The organism is Gemmatimonadaceae bacterium, assembly GCA_035533015.1.
GTDB lineage: Bacteria > Gemmatimonadota > Gemmatimonadetes > Gemmatimonadales > Gemmatimonadaceae > JAGWRI01.
Window position 1 is genome coordinate 23,647 of record DATLUQ010000011.1, and the last position, 18,124, is coordinate 41,770.

At 69.7% G+C, this 18,124-nt stretch carries 20 protein-coding genes and 1 tRNA gene; 14 read left to right on the forward strand and 7 right to left on the reverse strand.

The genetic code is table 11. The features are described 5' to 3' along the window. Nucleotide 1: 1 nt before the first annotated feature. The 5 genes from VNF92_01465 to trxA all read right to left on the reverse strand — a co-directional run bounded on the left by VNF92_01465 (nt 2) and on the right by trxA (nt 6,273). Nucleotides 2-3,307, reverse strand: coding sequence for a hypothetical protein (locus VNF92_01465; protein ID HVA56529.1), 3,306 nt, complete (start codon nt 3,305-3,307; stop codon nt 2-4). Then, nucleotides 3,304-4,008: a DUF4159 domain-containing protein gene (locus tag VNF92_01470; protein ID HVA56530.1), complete on the reverse strand. Its 705-nt coding sequence runs from the start codon at nt 4,006-4,008 to the stop codon at nt 3,304-3,306. Before VNF92_01470 ends, VNF92_01465 begins: the two co-directional genes overlap by 4 nt. Next, the gene (gene rsmI / locus VNF92_01475; protein ID HVA56531.1) at nt 4,005-4,865 is read right to left on the reverse strand and encodes a 16S rRNA (cytidine(1402)-2'-O)-methyltransferase; all 861 of its coding nucleotides are present in this window, start codon (nt 4,863-4,865) and stop codon (nt 4,005-4,007) included. Before rsmI ends, VNF92_01470 begins: the two co-directional genes overlap by 4 nt. Further along, nucleotides 4,862-5,839, reverse strand: a complete 978-nt coding sequence (locus VNF92_01480) for a hypothetical protein (protein ID HVA56532.1) — start codon at nt 5,837-5,839, stop codon at nt 4,862-4,864. The genes rsmI and VNF92_01480 overlap by 4 nt, the downstream gene beginning before the upstream one ends. Nucleotides 5,840-5,946: 107 nt before the next feature. Beyond that, nucleotides 5,947-6,273: a thioredoxin gene (gene trxA / locus VNF92_01485; protein HVA56533.1), complete on the reverse strand. Its 327-nt coding sequence runs from the start codon at nt 6,271-6,273 to the stop codon at nt 5,947-5,949. A gap of 81 nt (nt 6,274-6,354) precedes the next feature. On the opposite strand from trxA, the gene mce reads away from it, so the two are divergent. Then, the gene (gene mce / locus VNF92_01490; GenBank protein HVA56534.1) at nt 6,355-6,765 is read left to right on the forward strand and encodes a methylmalonyl-CoA epimerase; all 411 of its coding nucleotides are present in this window, start codon (nt 6,355-6,357) and stop codon (nt 6,763-6,765) included. A 13-nt stretch (nt 6,766-6,778) separates the two neighbouring features. On the opposite strand, the gene VNF92_01495 is transcribed toward mce, so the two are convergent. Continuing rightward, complete coding sequence (locus VNF92_01495) at nt 6,779-7,240, reverse strand: hypothetical protein (GenBank protein HVA56535.1); 462 nt, start codon at nt 7,238-7,240, stop codon at nt 6,779-6,781. A gap of 40 nt (nt 7,241-7,280) precedes the next feature. Between VNF92_01495 and VNF92_01500 the strand changes: the two genes are divergently transcribed. The 8 genes from VNF92_01500 to pth all read left to right on the forward strand — a co-directional run bounded on the left by VNF92_01500 (nt 7,281) and on the right by pth (nt 14,440). Then, complete coding sequence (locus tag VNF92_01500; GenBank protein ID HVA56536.1) at nt 7,281-8,045, forward strand: pyridoxine 5'-phosphate synthase; 765 nt, start codon at nt 7,281-7,283, stop codon at nt 8,043-8,045. Between the two features lie 32 nt (nt 8,046-8,077). After that, a complete protein-coding gene (locus VNF92_01505; GenBank protein ID HVA56537.1) occupies nt 8,078-9,871 on the forward strand; it encodes a hypothetical protein in 1,794 nt (597 codons plus the stop codon). A gap of 3 nt (nt 9,872-9,874) precedes the next feature. After that, the gene (locus VNF92_01510) at nt 9,875-10,909 is read left to right on the forward strand and encodes a lysylphosphatidylglycerol synthase transmembrane domain-containing protein (GenBank protein ID HVA56538.1); all 1,035 of its coding nucleotides are present in this window, start codon (nt 9,875-9,877) and stop codon (nt 10,907-10,909) included. Further along, the gene (ispE, locus tag VNF92_01515; protein HVA56539.1) at nt 10,906-11,838 is read left to right on the forward strand and encodes a 4-(cytidine 5'-diphospho)-2-C-methyl-D-erythritol kinase; all 933 of its coding nucleotides are present in this window, start codon (nt 10,906-10,908) and stop codon (nt 11,836-11,838) included. Before VNF92_01510 ends, ispE begins: the two co-directional genes overlap by 4 nt. A 17-nt stretch (nt 11,839-11,855) precedes the next feature. Further along, nucleotides 11,856-11,926 (forward strand) — tRNA-Gln (locus tag VNF92_01520). A gap of 66 nt (nt 11,927-11,992) precedes the next feature. Then, nucleotides 11,993-12,946, forward strand: a complete 954-nt coding sequence (locus tag VNF92_01525; protein ID HVA56540.1) for a ribose-phosphate pyrophosphokinase — start codon at nt 11,993-11,995, stop codon at nt 12,944-12,946. Between the two features lie 199 nt (nt 12,947-13,145). Then, nucleotides 13,146-13,805, forward strand: a complete 660-nt coding sequence (locus tag VNF92_01530) for a 50S ribosomal protein L25/general stress protein Ctc (GenBank protein ID HVA56541.1) — start codon at nt 13,146-13,148, stop codon at nt 13,803-13,805. Between the two features lie 59 nt (nt 13,806-13,864). Then, nucleotides 13,865-14,440: an aminoacyl-tRNA hydrolase gene (gene pth / locus VNF92_01535; GenBank protein HVA56542.1), complete on the forward strand. Its 576-nt coding sequence runs from the start codon at nt 13,865-13,867 to the stop codon at nt 14,438-14,440. A 39-nt stretch (nt 14,441-14,479) separates the two neighbouring features. Here pth and VNF92_01540 read toward each other — a convergent pair whose 3' ends face one another. Continuing rightward, complete coding sequence (locus tag VNF92_01540; GenBank protein HVA56543.1) at nt 14,480-14,620, reverse strand: hypothetical protein; 141 nt, start codon at nt 14,618-14,620, stop codon at nt 14,480-14,482. A 75-nt stretch (nt 14,621-14,695) separates the two neighbouring features. Between VNF92_01540 and ychF the strand changes: the two genes are divergently transcribed. The 5 genes from ychF (at nt 14,696) to rplI (ending at nt 18,094) form a co-directional block, all read left to right on the forward strand. Further along, complete coding sequence (gene ychF / locus VNF92_01545) at nt 14,696-15,796, forward strand: redox-regulated ATPase YchF (GenBank protein HVA56544.1); 1,101 nt, start codon at nt 14,696-14,698, stop codon at nt 15,794-15,796. Between the two features lie 191 nt (nt 15,797-15,987). Further along, nucleotides 15,988-16,350, forward strand: coding sequence for a 30S ribosomal protein S6 (gene rpsF / locus VNF92_01550; GenBank protein ID HVA56545.1), 363 nt, complete (start codon nt 15,988-15,990; stop codon nt 16,348-16,350). A gap of 3 nt (nt 16,351-16,353) precedes the next feature. Continuing rightward, nucleotides 16,354-16,575, forward strand: coding sequence for a 30S ribosomal protein S18 (gene rpsR / locus VNF92_01555; GenBank protein HVA56546.1), 222 nt, complete (start codon nt 16,354-16,356; stop codon nt 16,573-16,575). A 1-nt stretch (nt 16,576) separates the two neighbouring features. After that, entirely contained in the window at nt 16,577-17,632 is a 1,056-nt protein-coding gene (locus VNF92_01560; GenBank protein ID HVA56547.1) for a DUF2232 domain-containing protein, read from the forward strand. A gap of 18 nt (nt 17,633-17,650) precedes the next feature. Beyond that, on the forward strand, nt 17,651-18,094 hold the full coding sequence (rplI, locus tag VNF92_01565; GenBank protein ID HVA56548.1) for a 50S ribosomal protein L9: 444 nt from the start codon (nt 17,651-17,653) through the stop codon (nt 18,092-18,094). The last annotated feature ends 30 nt before the right edge of the window (nt 18,095-18,124 follow it).

Consider the following 18,124-nt stretch of genomic DNA (forward strand, 5'->3'; position numbering starts at 1 on the left):
CCTACGGATTGCCGCCGCCATTGATCCGCTTGAAGTACTCGAGAACGGCGCGGCGCTCGTCGGCCGACAGGCCGCGCAACTCGTCCCAGGTGGGTGGGCGGTACTTCACGCCGGCCCGCCCCGCGGCCTCCTGGTTCTGCGGCGCGAACAGCTTGGGGTTCACCGCCGACTCGGACTCGCGCTTGCCCGTGTCGTCGCGCTCGTCCTTCTGGAGGGAGCGGCCGGCATCGAGCATGTGACGCAGCAACTGTTCCTGGCGGGCGACCGTGGCGGCGTCCACTCGGCCATTCTGGAGCGCGTCGGCCACGGCGCGCGCCTCCTTGGCGAGTTGAGCGGCGCGGTCACCGCCCGCGGCGTCGCTGAGGTCGTCGAGCTGCTGCGATAGCCGCCGCTCCTGGTTGGCCAGCATGCGCGCCGTGGCCTGCGCGTCGAGACTCATCTGGCCCTGGCCAGGCAGCGGAAGCAGGCTCTGCGCCTGCGAATTGATGGAGCCCTGCTTCTTGGCGGCGTCCTGCAGCTGCTGCAGCATCTCGGCGAACCCGGACGCCGAGCTGGCGGAGTTGGCGCGCTGCCGGTCGCGGGCCAGCGCGGCCGCCGCCTGGTTGAGCGCGTCGGCGGCGGCGCCCATCGTGGACGGCGTCTGTTCGGCGTTGCGCGGATCGGCGGCCGATTTCGTGGCCTGGGCCACTGTCTGCGCCGCGTCACTCACCGCGCGCTGGGCGCGTCCCGAGAGCAGCGTGGTCTTCTGCGCCTGCTCCTGGAGTTGGCGCTGCGTCTGTTCGACGCCCTGCTGCAAGGCGCTCTGGTCGCCGCGCAGCCGTTCGGGTGCCGCCTGGCCGCTGCGCGTCTGGTCCTCGAGGCGAGACTCCTGCCGCGCCATCTGGAGCAGTTCCTGGACGGCGCGGTCCAGCTCCTGGGTGAGTTCGTTCTTCCATTCCGCCACCTGCGCGTCGCGCGCCTGCTGCATGGCTTGGGCGGCGTGCTGCATTTCGTCGGCGGCCGACCGGGCGTCGGCCCGTTGGCGCATGGACTGCTCGGACGCGCGGGCCATGGTCTGGGCGTCGTCCGCGCGCTTGGCGCCGGCGTTCGCGTGCTGATCGGCCAGCTTCTGCTGCAACTGCTGGATGGCGCTGGCCAGCCGGCCGGAGCGGTCGGCCAACTCGCGGGGCAGGTCGCGCGCGCCCACGGGCGGATTATTATCGTTCTGTGATGACCCGGCGGAGTCGGCGGTCGCGCCGCGGCGTGGGGCAGAATCGGCCAGCGTCCGCTCGCGTCCCGCAATATCCCGCGCCTCGTCGTGCAGCGTCTGCATGGCGCCCTCGAACGCGGCGCGCTGCAGCATCTGGGCGCTCTTGTCCAACTGCGCGCGCAACTGCTTCTGCAACGCCGCCAGGTTGGCCAGCGACCGCTGTGCGCTCCGCGCGTCGAGCTGCGTGGCGGCTGACCGGAGCTTCTGCATCTCGGCCAGAAGCTGGGGGGTGAGCGCGTCCTTGAGCATCTGCTGCGCGTCGCGCAGCTGCCGCGCCAGCGCGCTGTCGAGCGCGCCGGCCTGCGCGAGCTGCGCCTGAAGCTGGGCCGCCGCCTTCTGCAGTTGCTGCACGCGGTCAGCCAGGTCCTGCTGCTCCTTGGCCAACGCCTTGGCCTTTTCCGCCGACTCGTAGCTCATCGAGCGGGCGCGGTCGGCCGCGGCGGCGGCGGCCCGCGGGGCGTTCTCCACGGCCCGGTTCATCCCCTCGCGCGCCGCCTCGCTGGTTCGCTCCTGGAGGCTCTGTTCGGCAGTGGCGGTGCGCTGCACGGCGGTGACCGCGGAATCGGCCGCGGCGCGCGCGATCGCCCGGCGTTCGTCGAGGCTCGGCACCTTGAGCAGGAGCTCGCGGCTCGTGGCCCGCTGGGCCCAGGGAGAATTGTCCACCGCCGACAGCGTCACGTGGAGCGCGTCGCCCGGCTGCAACTGCCGGGCGGCGAGATCGATGATCACGTCCCCGCCCCACGCCGGCCCCTGGTTGGCCGCCAGGCGCTGAGTGGTTTCGGTGCGCCGGTCACCGGCGCCATCGCGCCAGAGGTGCAACTCCACCACCGACAGCCCGTGGTCATCGGCCGCCGCGCCCTGCAGCGTCACGGTGTCGAAGGCCGCGACGAGGGTGTCGGCACGTGGCGCCAGGATCTCCACGTGGGGCGCCGAGTCGGGCACCACCGTGACGTCGAGGACGGCGGGCACGTCCTGCACGGCGGCCTCGGCGCCGCGCGCGTACCAGCTCCAACGGCCGGTGGCGGGCGGCGCGAGCCGGCCGCTGAACGCGCGGCCGTCGGCGTGCAACGCCACGGAGTCGCGCTCGCCGGCCAGCCCGACGGCCACGAGCGGCGTGGACGCGCGGCCGGTGAATTCGATGATCGTGCCGCGCGGGATCACCACCGGTTCGCCCACGGGCAGCGTCTCGGCCGGGCGGTCGAGATACGACGGATAGACGGCGCGCATGGTGATCGCGCCCACGAACGGGCGATCCGTCACGCGCACCACGGCGGTATCGCTGTGCGCACGCCCGTCGGTGACGACGAGACTCAGGTCGCCGCCCAGCGGGCCGAGGACGAGCGACGCGAGCCCGGTGGCCGGCGACACGTCGAGTCTGCGGGTGGTCCATCCCTCACCGGTGGTGCGGTCCTGCAAGTCCACCGTGGCGCGCCCGATCGCGGTCACGGTCACGCGCACGGTATCGCCGCGCAGTACGAGGCGCGGCAGCCCCTCGAAGGCGAGCGGCGCGAGCAGCGTACCGCGCCAGGCGCTCACGGGGCGCAGCAGCGCCATGAGGCCGTCGCCCTGCAGCGGCGCCACGACGCCGAGCAGCAGGGCGGTGACGGCCGCCGCGGCTCCCACCTGGAGCGTGCGACGGCGGGCGTGTCCGCGCATGACCGGAGCGAGGGCCCCGCCGTGGGCGCCCAGCGACTCGCCGAGCACCGCCGCCGCGCGGCGGCCGAACGCGCCGGTGTCGGCCACTTCGATGGCGCCGCGCAGTGCGCCCGCGCGCAACGACCGCTCGCGCTCGATGGCGGCGGCGATCTGGGCGCGCGATGTGCGCTGGTGCAGGCGGCGGCGCGTGCGGAAGGCCACGGCGCCCACGCCGGTCACCAGCAGCGCCCACACGATCAGCGGCAGGGCGCGTGGCAGGGCCAGCCAGCGGGCGTGGCCGAGCAGGAGCACCGCGGCCGAGGCCAGCCCGCAGCACAGGGCCACGCCGAGCGCGGCGCCGGCCGCCAGTTCGAGCCGGCGGGCGCCAGCGCGCTCCCGCTCCACCAACTCGACGATCGTCACGGGGTGGGCCGGCTGGTCACGGCGTAGACGAACAGATTGACGCCCATGCGCAGCGCCGCCTCGTGCAGGGCCGGCGGGTCGTGGTACACGTCGGGGTCCTCCCAGCCGTTGCCGAGATCGCTGGAGAACGAGTAGTACACGGCCAGCCGGTTGCCGAGAAAGATGCCGAATCCGCGCGCCGGGAGCCCATCGTGGACGTGGATCTTGGGCAGCCCTTTAGGGAAATCGTATACTATGTGGTAGATCGGGTGCGACAGCGGCACGTCGACCAGCGGCCGGTCGGGGAACACCCGCTTGATCTCGCGCCGGAAGTACGGGTCGAGCCCGTAGTTGTCGTCCACGTGCAGGAATCCGCCCCGCTCCAGGTATTCGCGCAAGCGCACGATCTCGGCATCGCTGAAGTGGATGTTGCCGTGCCCGGTGACGTGGATGAACGGATAGTCGAACAGCTTGTCGTCCATCAGCGTGACGCGGGCCTCGGTGCGGTCCACCTTGAGCGAGGTGCGTTCGCGGATCGCTTCGAGGAGATTGGGCAGACTCGAGGGATTGGCGTACCAGTCGCCGCCCCCCTCGTACTGCAGGCGCGCGATGGTGAGCCGCGGCGCCGCGAACGCCGCCGCACGGACCGCGCCTGCCGGGCGCGCGCCGGCCAGCGGCAGCAGCAGGGCCGCCACCACCGCCGCCCGCCAGGCCCGCCTCATTCGGCGTCCTGTGCCATGCGGTAGGCGAGGTTGCGCGGCGCGTCGAGTTCCCGGGTCAGCTCGGCGGCGGTGTCGCGCACCGAGTAGCCCTGGGCGCGCAGCTCGCGCGCGCGTTCCCGCAACGCCGCCTCATCCAGCACGGGCGCGGGCGCTCCGGCCACGACGATCACGACTTCCCCCTTGGGCGGCGTCTCCGAATAGTACGCCGCCAACTCGGCCAGCGTTCCCCGCCGCACCTCCTCGTGCAACTTGGTCAGTTCGCGCCCCACCGCCGCCAGCCGCGCCGGTCCGGCCCGATCGGCCAGCGCCGTGAGTGTGTCGAACACGCGGGCGGGCGCCTCGTACAGCACCACCGTGAACGGCGACTGCACCATCTCGACCAGCCGCCGGGCGCGGTCGGCGCCCCCGCGCGGCAGGAACCCGAAGAACGTGAACGGCTCCGCGGGAAATCCGGCGACGACAAGCGCCGCGAGCAGTGCCGACGCCCCGGGAACCGGGACCACCGCGATTCCCGCGTCGATGGCCGCGCGCACCAGCCGCGCCCCAGGATCGGACACGAGCGGCGTGCCGGCGTCCGTTACAAGCGCCACGTCGTCGCCGCGCTGCAGCCGCTCGAGTATGCGTGGTGTGAGCTTCGCCTCGTTGTGCTCGTGGTACGCCTGGGTGGGCGTGGCGATGTCGTACCGATCGAGCAGATGACGGGAGTGGCGCGTGTCCTCGGCCAGCACGAGCGCCACCGCGCGCAGCGTCTCCACCCCCCGAAACGAAAAATCCCCCATGTTCCCGATGGGGGTACTCACCACGAACAGGCGCCCGGGCACCACGACCGCCCCGCCCCCGCCGTCGGCGGGAGTCACACCACCTTCCACGGCAGCCGCTCGTACAGGCCGGCCGACTGGAACAGGTGACGCCGGCCCCAGGTGAGGTCGTGGAGGACCGTCTCGGGTGACGCCGTCTCGTGGTCCGTGGCGACGAAGAGGAATTCCTTGATCCACGCGCCCACGCCGTCGGTGAGCGTCTTGGTGTCCGCCACCACGTCGCCGGCTGCGCGGCCGTCGAAACCGAAGCCATCGAGCACCGGATGGTCGGGCAGGACGTTCTGGCGCGCCGACTCGGCCAGCGTGGCGGCGTTCTCGCGGCCGCCGGTGGTGAGGCGGTCGACGAGTGCCGCCACAAGGTCGCGATAGGCGAGCAGGAGCCCTGGCGGCGCCTGCGTGGGCAATGGATCGAGCCCCGCCCAGCGGCGCAAGCGCGTGCCCTCGGCCTGGCCCTCGCGCGCGAAGAGTTTGGCCACGCGGTCGGCGGGCGTGCCGTGGTGGGTCGTGGACAAAAAGGAGCGCTGCACCGCGCCGTTGTTGAACACGAGATAGTTCACCGTGTCCTCGGCCACGATCTCCATGAACCCGTCGAACGCCATCGCGTTGAGGTACGGGAAGAGCACCTCGGGGTCGGTGACGCGCATGCCGGGGGACCAGGGTTCATCGGGGCGCGCCTGCGATTCGAACATGCAGGCGAGCTGCTGTTCGTCGGCTTCATGGAAGCAGATGTCGCCGTACTCAGGCTCGGACGGAATGCGTTCGAGTGCCGTGGCGATCCCCACGGCGCGGGATCCGCTCGCGTTCATGATCGTGGCGTTCACCACCTCGCCGCGCAGGAGGTAGAACACCACGAACTCCTCGGGCAGCCACACGGCGACATAGGCGGCCACGCGCGCCGACCGGTCGCGCTTGGCGTCGGTGAGGAGATTGCGGACGTGGATGTACGCGAGCCGCGTGCGTGGCAGGAGGACGCGCACGTACGGGAAGCGGAGAGCGGCTACGGTCGACGGCATCCAGCGGGGGCGCATGGGCGAGAGTACCGAATACACGAACGCCTGGAAGGCCGAGACCGGCCTTCCCGGCGAAACATGCGACGCGCCAGCGACCGTGGCAATACGGATCAGGCCGCGTGCTGCTGGACTTTGGACTCGATGTGCGCGCGCGGCACCGCACCCACGATCTGATCCACCACCTTGCCATCCTTGAAGAACAGGAGCAGGGGAATGGAACGCACGTTGAACCGTGTGGCCGTCTTGATGTTGGTGTCCACGTCGAGCTTGGCCACTTTGACCTTTCCGGCGTAAGTGATGGCGATCTGATCCAGCACCGGCGCTATCATCCGGCACGGTCCGCACCACGTGGCCCAGAAGTCCACGATCGTGAGGCCCGGGTTCTTCTCGACTTCCTGTTCGAAGTTGGTGTCCGTAACCGCCGTGGTATTCGACATCCCGTTCTCCCCGGCGCGAGCCTGACCGGCCCGGCGCCCATCGTTATGTTATAGCGCCCAAGCCCAGTTGGAGCGCTCCCCATGTCCGCATCTCCGCCGCGCGGCACCCGCATCGCCCACATCGGAATCGCCGTGCCCGCGCTGGACGCGATCTTGCCGTTCTACCGAGACGTGCTCGGCATGCCCGTCGTGCCGCTCGACGACGCCGACGGGGCCCGCATCGCGGGGCTGGCCGCCGGCGACTCGCTGGTGGAACTGCTCCAGGCCCAGACAACCGATTCGCCCGTCGCGAAGTTCCTGGCCAAACGCGGCCCCGGCATCCATCACATCTGCTTCGCGGTGGACGACCTCGACGCCACGCTCGCGCGCTGCCGCGCCGCGGGGCTCCGCCTGTTGGACGCGACCCCGCGCATCGGTGCCGAAGGCAAGCGGATCGCGTTCCTGCATCCGTCCTCCACCGGCGGCGTGTTGATCGAGTTGAGCGAGCATTGACCCGGCGTCTCGGCTACTTCTTGCCGCAGACGTCCTGGAATTCCGGGAAATTGTTCACGGAAAAGACGTAGTAGCGCCCGTTGGACGCCGGCCCCACCGCGAACTGCCCGGTGTGTCTGATCTTGCCATACGTGATCTCGACCGCGAACACGCGGTCGCGATTCAGCGACGGCGCGTCGCCCAGGACCGTGTACGTGTCGTGCTTCAGGTAGCAGAGCATGATCAGCTCGCGCTCCTGTAGTATCTTCACGTCCATCTGGTCGCGGGCCGGACCGTTCTTGGTGCCCCAGATCGCACCCAGCGCCTGGAGATCCTCGGCCTTGACCGCGCCCATGAACTGGTTCACGGCATCGCGCGCCGAGGCCGCCCCGGTCACGTTCCCCCGCTCGGGAGCGACCGGGCGTGGGCCCGACGCCATCGATCCGCCAGACCGGCATCCCGCTGCGAGCGCCAAGCCGATGATTAACTTCCTCACGCGTGTCTCCACCGAGGTCTTGTTGCGAACCTAACGGGGCATGACGATGCGAGCAACCGATCGTGCCGGCGACGGGCCGCGATACCAGCGGCTCTACATCAACATCGACCACGTCGCGACGCTGCGGCAGGCGCGCCGCGGCACGGAGCCCGATCCGTTCTCCGCCGCGCGGGTGTGCGAGGACGCCGGCGCCGACGGCATCACCGCCCACCTGCGCGAAGACCGCCGCCACATCCAGGACGCCGACATCGAGCGCCTGCGCGCCGGGATCGCGACCGTCTTCAACCTGGAAATGGCATGCACCGACGAGATGCTGGCCATCGCCGAACGGCTGCGGCCGCACCAGGCGACCCTGGTGCCCGAGAAGCGCGAGGAGATCACGACCGAGGGCGGGCTGGACCTGCACCGCGACGAGAAGCGCCTGGCCGACGGCATTGCGCGCCTCAACCGGGCCGGCATCCGGTCGAGCCTGTTCATCGACCCCGACGCGGCAGCCGTCCGCCAGTCGCTCGCCCTGGGGGCGCGCGCCGTGGAGCTGCACACGGGCATGTACGCCAACTATCCCGGCGACCCGGTGCCGCTGGCCTCGCTCGCCGCGGCCGCGGACCTCGGCGCGTCGCTGGGGCTCGCCGTCCACGCCGGACACGGGCTCACGGTGTCGAACGTGGGACCGGTCGCGGCGCTGCTCCCGGTGGAGGAGCTCAACATCGGCCATTCGATCGTGGGCCGAGCCCTGTTCGTGGGGCTCGTCGAAGCGGTACGCGAGATGCGGCGGGCAATGGACGCGGCGCGTCAGCCGTTCTAACTTCGAATCGCGGCAAACTCAACGGAGCGGGCATGACGTCGCGGACGGGGTTCATCGACTTTTTCGTGCTGGAAGCGGCGGAGTACATCGACCAACTCGATGGACTGTTGCAGCAGGCGCCCGCCAGCGCCCCGAACGGTGAGGCGATGCAGCGCGCCGGCCGCGCCCTGCGCGGCGTCGCGACGATGGCCAAGCTGCCCGCGTTCGCCAACCTGGCCGCGGCCGTGGAGGGCATTGCCCGCGCCACCCGCGACGACGTGATCGAGTGGACGCCGGCGCTGCGCGCTGCCATGACCTCGGCCATCGACGACCTCAAGATCCTGCTCCGCGCCGCGCGCAACTGGGGCGACGCCGAGATCGCGCGCGCGGCCGCGCGCACCCGCGAGTTGATCGAATTCGCGCCGGCCCCGCGCCGGAGCTCGGGCGGGCCGGGGGTGGTCGCGTCGCCCGCCTACCTGATTGGCGAGGCGAACAACATCGCCGCCGGCCTCGAACTGCTCAGCGCACGACCGGAGAACCGCGCGGCGGCGGGCGCCGTGCTGGGACGGGTCCGCGCCCTTCGCGGAGTAGCGGGGATCAAGGATCTTCCGCCTCTGGCCGAGGTGACCGAGGCCGCCGAGGCCGCGGCCCAACCGCTCGAACACGGCGATTCGCGGCTGTCGGTGGAGCGAATGGATCTGCTGCGCGCCGCGGCCGCGGTGCTGCGGCGCATCGCCGCCGCGATTCGCGACGGCAAGCCCACCAACACCCCCTCGGCGGAGTACGACCAGTACGTGGCCGCCGCGGCGGCGTTCGAGAACAGCGACGAGGACGGCGCCATCATCGTGCCCGTCCACACGCTCTTCTATGATGACGACGGGTCGACGGTCGTGACGCGGGCCCCCGATCCGCCCACCACGCCCCGCCAGCGTTTCCGTATGGAAGCGGTGAGTCTCGCCGAACATCTCAGAGCGCTCGTGGCCGTGGCACGCGCCACCGCCGATCCCGAGGCGCGCGAGCGGGTGCGGCGCGACCTGGGCCGCGGGCTGCGCGCCATTCGCCTGGCGGCCGAGAGCTTCGGCGAACAGCCGGCCGTGCAATTCATCCTCGCGCACGCCGACGCAGCCGACGCGGTGGACGAGCAGTCGCTGGCCACCATCGAACGCATCGTGCAGACGATCGCGTATGCCGATGCGCCGGTCTCCTCGTCGGCGCCCACTCCATTTGCAGGGATGCCGGTGATCCGCCCGACGCCGGCGGCCCCGTCACCCGCCGTGCCCCGTCGGGCCACGCCCGTGAGGCCGGCGACTGCCGTCCCGCCGCGGACCACGCCCGTGATGCCGGCGGCTGCCGTTCCGCCACGGACCACGCCCGTGATGCCGGCGCCTGCCGTCCCGCCCCGGACCACGCCCGTGATGCCGGCGGCTGCCGTCCCGCCGCGGACCACGCCGGTGATGCCGGCGCCTGCCGTCCCGCCGCGGACCACGCCGGTGATGCCGGCCGCTGCCGTCCCGCCCCGGACCACGCCGGTGATGTCCGCCCCGGCCGTCGCGCCCCGGCTCACGCCGGTGATGCCGATCGACGCGGTGGCCGCCCAGCCCATGCAGCCCGTGTCGTCGCTGGACGAGGGTATCGCCGCGCTCGATTCGTTCGCCGCCACACCGTTCGCGGAGCCCGCGCCCGTTGGGGACACCGATGTGCCGATCGACGCCTTGGTGTACCGGGGGCGCGCGGCGGTGGAACGCGCCATTTGGCTCCGCGAGCAGATCCGCCAGTCCGGCAGCGCACCGTCCCCGGAAGTGCTGGGCGAGTTGTTCGAACTGCTCGACCTCGCCCTTTCGGAGTAATCGGTGAAGCTCCGCTGGCGTGGCGCGCTCGGCATCGGGCTGAGCGCGGTGGGACTCTGGTGGGCGCTTCACGGCGTTCCGTGGCACGACGTCACCAACCGGCTGCGGGACGCGAACATTCCGCTACTCGTGCTTTGCTCGATCGCGGCCACCGGGATCTTTCCGCTGCGCGCCATCCGTTGGCGCATCATTCTCGCTCCAGTGGCGCCGAAGCTGCCCCTCGGGCCTCTCTGGCGCTCGGTGGCCATCGGGATGATGGTGAACAACGTCGTGCCGGCGCGGGCGGGGGAGTTGGCACGCGCGTATGCGCTCACTCGCGAGCGTCCGGACGTGTCGTTCAGCACGTCGCTGGCCTCGCTGGTGGTGGACCGCTTGTTCGACGGCGCCTCGGTTCTGCTGCTCATGGCGGTGGCGATGCTCGATCCACGGTTTCTCGGCGTGGCCGACATCCACGGATGGTCCATCCGCGACGCGGCAGCCTTCGGCATCGGGGGCATCCTGCTCGGGTTCGCCGCCCTTTATCTGTTCGCGAGCTACCCGCAACGCGCGATCGCGGTCTATGAACGATTCGCGCGCCGCGTCGCGCCGGCCATCGAGGCGCGGGGCAGCGCGGTGCTGGCATCGTTCGCGGGCGGTCTGAGTGTGCTGCGGAGCCCGGCCCGGTTCATCGCCGTGTTGTGGTGGGCGGTGCTGCACTGGCTGCTCAATGCGTTCGCGTTCTGGCTCGCGTTCCGTGCCCTGCACATCCAGGCCCCGTTCTCCGCGGCGCTGTTCGCCCAGGGAGTGATCGTGGCGTTCGTGTCGGTCCCATCCACGCCCGGATTCGCCGGGGTGTTCGAGTTGGGGGGCCGTGTCGGGCTGGCGGCGTACGGGGTGGCGGCCAGTGCAGCGGCGGCGTGGAGCCTGACCTTCCACATCGTCTCGTACATCCCCATCACGGTCATCGGGCTGTGGTACTTGAGCCGCACGGGCATCACCTACGGCGAGATCCGCGCCGTGGGAGAGCCGGGCGTGGCAGCGGCCGGAGGCGGCTCATGACAGGCATCACGGGTACGCCAGCGTCGAACGCGGCCATCGCCGGGGCCCGAACCGCGCGCGGCGCGGCCCAGGCCAAGATCAACCTCCGGCTGCGCGTGTTGAGCCGCGAGTCGTCGGGCTATCACCAGATCGAGACCGCTTTCCAGCGGCTCGACCTGGCCGACGAGGTGACGGTACGCACGAACGTTTCCGGGCGCGCGGTCGAGTGCACGGGAGACGTGGTTCCCGACGGGGGGCTGGGTCCTGCGGAACAGAACCTCGCCTACCGCGCGGCATTGGCGTACCGCGAGGCAGCGGGTTGGCCCGACGGATTCGCCATTGAGATCGTGAAGCGCATTCCGGTCGGGGGCGGACTGGGGGGCGGAAGCGCCGACGCCGGCACCGTGCTGCGTATTCTCGAGGCACTGGCCCCGCGGCCGATGGGAGTGCGGGTGCTCGAACTCGCGGCGCGTCTGGGGGCCGACGTGCCGTTCATGACCACCGAGGCCCCGCTGGCGTTCGCGTGGGGGCGCGGCGAACGGATGTTGGGGCTCACCCCGCTCCCGCGTCGGCGCGTGCAGCTGGTGGTGCCGGCATTCGGCATCGGAACGGCCGAGGCATACTGCTGGCTGTCGGATTCGCGGTCGCCGTACGAGCTGACGGGCGCTTTGCTGCCGGCGGCGGCGCTGCAGTCGTGGCCCGAGGTGGCGGACGTGGCGGAGAACGATTTCGAGGGGCCGGTGGAGCAGCGGCATCCGGAAATCGCCCGCTATCGGAAGGCGCTGGAACGCGCGGGCGCCCGGATCGCAATGCTCGCGGGGTCCGGCTCGACCGTGTTCGGGGTGTTCGAGGATGGGGGCCGGGGGGCGGTGGCGGCAGATCTGGACGGGGCGCGACTGATCGAGACGCGGACGGCCGCTCACGTTGTTCCGATTCGGATGATCGAGTAGGTTGCGGGGGCCGCAACTGCCCCCTCGTCCAACGGCAGGACATCGGACTTTGGATCCGAGAATGGTGGTTCGAATCCACCGGGGGCAATGTCGAGCGTCGCCACCCCACGACGTTGATTAACTTCCGACCCTCTAGTAGCTTACAAGGCTAATCATGGACGGCCTTTCGGTTCCCAGCCACGGATTCAAGCTGCTCTCCGGAACGGCCAACCCGGCATTGTCGGAAGAGATTGCACGGCAGATCGGCACGGAGCTGTGCAAGGTCACGCTCACGCGGTTCGCCGACGGCGAGATCTTCGTCCGGATCGACGAGAACGTGCGCGGCAACGACGTATTCATCATCCAGCCGACGAACCCGCCGGCGGAGAACATTCTGGAGTTGCTGCTGATGATCGACGCCGCCAAGCGGGCCTCGGCGGCGCGGGTCACGGTGGTGATGCCGTACTACGGCTATTCGCGGCAGGACCGCAAGGATCAGCCGAGGGTGGCGATCGGGGCGAAGCTGCTGGCCAACATGATCATGGCGGCGGGCGCGCACCGGGTGTTGGGGATCGATTTTCACCAGCATCAGTTGCAGGGATTCTTCGACATTCCCGTGGATCATCTGTACGCGATGCCGGTGTTCACGGCGCATTACCGCAAGAAGCAGCTCAAGGACATCGTGGTGGTGGCCCCGGACGTCGGCTCGGCCAAGATGGCGCGCGGGTTCGCCAAGCGGTTGAACGCGTCGCTGGCCATCATCGACAAGCGGCGGCCCGCGGCGAACGTCGCGGAGGTGGTGAACGTGGTAGGCGAGGTCGAAGGCAAGGACTGTATCCTGGCCGACGACATGATCGATACGGCGGGCACGGTGTCGGAGGCGGCCCGGGCATTGAAGACGCTCGGCGCCAACTCGGTGTACGTGTGTGCCACGCACGCGCTGCTCTCGGGCCCGGCCCGCGAGCGGCTGATGAACGCGCCGATCCAGGAGGTCGCAGTGACCGACTCGATCGCGCTGCCCGAGGAGCGGCGGTTCGACAAGCTGGCCATTCTGTCCGTGGGCGAGTTGTTGTCAAAGGCCATCCGCTTCACGCACGCCGAACAGAGCGTGAGCAGTTTGTTCGACTAGGGGTACCCCGGGACGACTGGTAGGGCAGTAGGACAGTAGGACAGTAGGACGGAGACTGCGTGAGGCAGTTATCCGTCATGCCGTCAAACCGTCCCACCCTCCTACCGGGTCATGGTAGGGAGGACGCAGCCTCCTGAGAGTAGCGCAGACCGTTCCGGGTTCGCTGCAACGATGGACCGCTTTCAGGAAGAAACACTCAATGGCAAACGCACAATTTTCGGCCACGCCGCGCACTGCGGTCGGCACCGGCAACGCGCGCAAGATCCGGCAGTCAGGCAACGTGCCGGCGGTGATCTACGGGCACGGACGCGATCCGCAGCACCTCGCGCTCAACGCGCGCGACTTCGACAAGCTGCTCTCGCGCATCGCCTACGCGAGCACCGTCATCGAACTCGACGTGGGCGGCACGCGCGCGCTCACGCTGATCCGCGAGATCCAGCGTCATCCGTTCAAGAAGGAGATCATCCACGTCGACTTCCAGGAACTGGTGGCCGGCGAGAAGGTCACCGTCAGCGTGCCGTTCGTGTTCATCGGCATTCCAGACGGCGTGCGCAACAGCGGCGGCATTCTGGACCAGGTGATGCACGAGGTATCGATTCGCGTCGATCCGGCGGCGATCCCGAACCACGTCGACGTCGACGTGACCGAGCTGACCATCGGCCATGGCTTCCACGTGGGCGACCTCAAGCTTCCCGAGGGCATCGAGGTGCTGGATGACGACGACGCGACGATCTGCGTCGTGACCGCTCCCAAGGCGGTGGTCGAGGAGGCGCCGGCGGTCGAGGCGGCGGTCGAGGCACCGGCCGAGCCCGAGCTCATCCGCAAGCCGAAGCCTGAAGAGGCCGAGGGCGAGAAGTAATTCTTCCCGACTGGATCCGGTCGCTCTTCGCGCCCCGCGCGTCGTCGGACGGCGAACCGATGAAAGTCGTCGTCGGCCTGGGAAATCCGGGCCTGGAATACGAGCGGACACGCCACAACGTCGGCTGGTGGGTCCTCGACCACCTGGCCGGCGTTTGGCGTTTTGACCGGTGGACGAAGGACGGCCAAGCGATGATCGCCGCCGGAAGCGTCGGCGGAGCGCGGGTGCGGCTGGTCAAGCCGCTCACGTATATGAATCTCAGCGGCGCCGTGCTCACGCCGTACCTGCGCAGGCCCGCCTGGACGGCGGCGACGGATCTGCTCGTGGTGGTGGATGACGTGGCCATTCCGGTGGGGACGTTCCGCATTCGCGCCACGGGCTCGGCGGGCGGGCACAACGGGCTCAAGAGCGTGCAGGCGACGATCGGCTCGCCGGACTATGCGCGGTTGCGGGTGGGAATCCGGCCGGAGGACGAGCGGCAGTTGCGCGGCGATCTGGCCGATTTCGTGTTGGCCAAGTTCGGGCGGCACGATGCGGCGACGGTGGAGGCCGTGATTCCGCGAATCGGGAAGGCGGTGGAGTGCTGGGTGAGGAACGGCGTGGAAACCGCGATGAATGAGTTCAACGCAGGGTAACCCGTCTCCAACAGCACGCATACCGCTCGGGGCTGCGCGCTACGAGCCTTTCGCAACGACGCCGGCACGCATTGCGTTGGCCGGGCCAGACCCGCTCCCGTCGCGGGCCAGGAGCTGGTGGTATTCCAATTCGCTCGCCGACGCATAGCTGATATCGAGGAACTTGACGAAGTCGCGCACTCGACCCTCCGGCCGGTTTGCGCCATAGTGACCACGCCGCCCATCGCGTTTGTAACCCAACTTTCGCTCCTCCCCATGCTCAAACTCGGAATCGTCGGTCTCCCCAACGTCGGCAAATCCACCCTCTTCAACGCCCTCACCGCCGCCAAGGCCGACGCCGCCAACTACCCGTTCTGCACCGTCGAGCCGAACGTCGGCATGGTCGAAGTCCCCGATCCCCGCCTCACCACCCTCGCCGAGATCGTTCAGCCCAAGAAGACGGTGCCCGCCGTGGTCCAGTTCGTCGATATCGCGGGCCTCGTGAAGGGCGCGGCCGATGGCGAAGGCCTCGGCAACAAATTCCTGTCCAACATCCGCGAGACCGACGCCATCGTCCACGTGGTGCGCTGCTTCGATGACCCCGACATCACCCACGTCATGAACGCGGTGGACCCGGTGCGCGACCGTGAAGTGATCGAGTTCGAACTCGCCCTGGCCGACCTCGGCGTGCTCGAGAAGCGCCTGGACAAGACGCAGCGGGCCGCCCGCACCGGCGACAAGGATGCCAAGGTGGAGTTGCCCACCCTCGAGATCGCCCTCGCCTTCCTCAAGGAGGGCAAGCCGCTCTGGCACGCCCACCTCAGCGCCGAGCAGATGGCCGTGCTGCAGCCGCTCACGCTGCTGACCACCAAGCCGGTGCTCTATGCGGCCAACGTCACCGACGCCGAACTCGCCGGCCACGAAGGCCCGCACCTGCGCGCGCTGCGCGAGGCGGTGAAGGCGAGCGGCGAGCACGCCGAGATCGTCCCGTTCTCCGCCAGGATCGAGGCGGAGTTGGCCGAGCTGCCGGCGAGCGAGCGGGCGGAGTTCCTGGGCTCGCTGGGCATCGAGTCGGCGGGGCTCGACCGGCTCATCCGCGCCGGGTACCACCTGCTCGGCCTGCAGACCTACTTCACCGCGGGCGAACCGGAGGTGCGGGCGTGGACCATCCACCGTGGCGACACCGCCCCGGTGGCGGCCGGCGTCATTCACACCGACTTCGAGCGCGGGTTCATCCGCGCCGAGACGGTGGCGTACGACGACTTCGTGGCCAACGCCGGATGGAAGGGCGCGCGCGACAAGGGCGTCGTGCGCTCCGAGGGCAAGGAGTACGTCGTGCAGGACGGCGACGTCATGCTGTTTCGCTTCAACGTTTGAGCGCGGCCGGCGAGTCAGCGGGCCATTGACGGGGCGCCGGAACGGCGAGGCGGCCCTTTGCCGCCGATGGCACAATCGGTTAGGTTTCTGGCTCGCTCCGCCGGCCGACCGGCGACTACAACAAGCACCCTCCTCCCGCTCCGGCAACCAGCGGGGGGCGGAACCATGACCAAAGGGAGGATTGCCGCGATATGTCTCGCCCATACGAGGCGGTGTACATCTTCGACTCTACGCTCGAAGACGCCGCCATCAACGAAAAACTGACGCGTTTCCAGGAGCTCCTCGGGAACCCCGCGGACCTCACGAGCGACCATTGGGGCCGCCGCCAGTTGGCCTACCACATCGGCCGCAAGGATACCGGCTACTACGTCGTGAGCCGGTTCACCGCCGATCCCCTGACGCTCCCCGAGTACGAGCGCGCGCTCAGACTCGACGAGGGCGTGGTGCGGTATCTCCTCTCGTTGCACGAAAACGAGACGGGTGCGCCGCCGATGAGCGAAGAAGAGCTGGCGGCCGCCGCGCGCCGTCAGGACGACGACGACGACGAGGAGTAAGCCATGCGCCGCCAAAACAAGACCTGCCCGTTCTGCGAGGGCCGGGTGCGTTGGGTCGACTACAAGGACGATCGGACGCTCGGCCGTTTCATCACCGATCACGGCAAGATCCTGCCCAGCCGACTGAGTGGTACCTGTGCGCGCCATCAGCGGCAGTTGGCCACGGCGATCAAGCGTGCGCGGTACCTGGCGCTGATCCCATACACCAGCGGTCTGCAGAGCTAGCATGTCCGAGTCCGTTGCCCCGGCGCCGGCCGAGCACGGATGGGCCAAGCTCATCCTCGCCGTCCTGGCGTTCGTCCTCGTGCCCACCATTCCGCAGTTCCGGGCGGTGTTGCCGGTCGAGCAGACGTTGGGTCTGCTGGTGCCGGCGCTGGCCGCCTGCTTCGTGGTGGGCTGGTGGGCGGGGGGCCGGCTGACCGTGGCACTCCTGTTCCTCGCGTTGGCGGTGTATGCCGTGGTGCAGCCGCCCAGCGAGCCCTCGGTGTTCGCCAATCTGCAGCGGGGCTGGAGCCTGCTGCTGGCGGGCGCCTTCGGGCTGGTGTGTCTGTTCGGCGTACGGCGTCCACTGTTCGTGCGGGCGCTGGTGGCGTTGGGCATTGCGCTGGCCCTGGCGCTCGTGATGAGCCAGCTGGGCCCGGTGCGCAGCACCGAGGTGCACACCGCCGTGCAGACCGAGCTGACGCGGCGGAACGCCGAGACGATGAGCACGCTCGACGCGTTCATCGGCCAGTACCCGGACGACTGGAAGGCGCTCGTGCAGAAGGTGCCACGGCTCGATTCGCTGCCCGCCGAGACGCAGGTGCAGCTGGGCGTGCTGGCCACGGCGGGCACGAGTCTGTATCCGTCGCTGTTGCTGTTGGAATCGCTCGCGGCGCTGGCCATCGCCTGGGCCGTGTATCACCGCCTCGGACGCGCGCGTCTCGGTCCACCGCTGGCGCCGCTGCGGGAATTCCGTTTCAACGATCAGCTCGTCTGGGGGCTGATCGTGGGACTGACCCTCGTCTTTCTGCCGACGCTGTCGGCGTTCGAGTCGTTCGGCCGCAACCTGCTCGTGTTCTTCGGCGCGCTGTATGCCATGCGCGGGCTGGGTGTGCTGTCCTGGTTCCTCGCGCCCAAGGTGCTGGCCGTCGCGGCCGTCATCGGATTCGTGATGCTCTGGGCGCCCTTCCTCAACGTCGTTGCCGTGCTCGGCTTCATGTCGCTGGCGCTCGCGGCGTTCGGCCTTGGCCTGGGAGACACCTGGGCCGACTGGCGGAACCGCGCCCGCCCCACTTCGTAACCGTATTCGGGTATTCCTATGCAAATCATCCTTCGCCAGGCCATCGAGAATCTCGGCAAGCCGGGAGACGTGGTCACGGTCCGGCCGGGCTACGCCCGCAACTTCCTGCTGCCGCGCGGGCTCGCGTACGAGGCGACGCCGGGCAACCTCAAGCGCATCGCGCAGGAGCGGTCGCGACTCGAGGCCGCAGAGAACGAGCGGCGTGAGGCGGCGCAGGGCGTGGCCGGCCGGCTCGAACAGGTCTCGCTCACCTTCTCCGCCCGCGTGGGTGAAGAAGGCAAGCTGTTCGGCTCGGTGACCGCCGCCGACATTCACCACCAGCTCGAAGCGCAGGGCTTCAAGCTCGAGCGGCGGCAGATCGACCTGCACGAGCCGATCAAGGCGCTGGGCGTGTACAAGGTGCCGGTGCGCCTGCACGCCGACGTGAAGCCCGAAATCCGGGTGTGGGTCATCAAGGAATAGCGCCGGCGGGCACGTCCCGCCGGTGCAGCG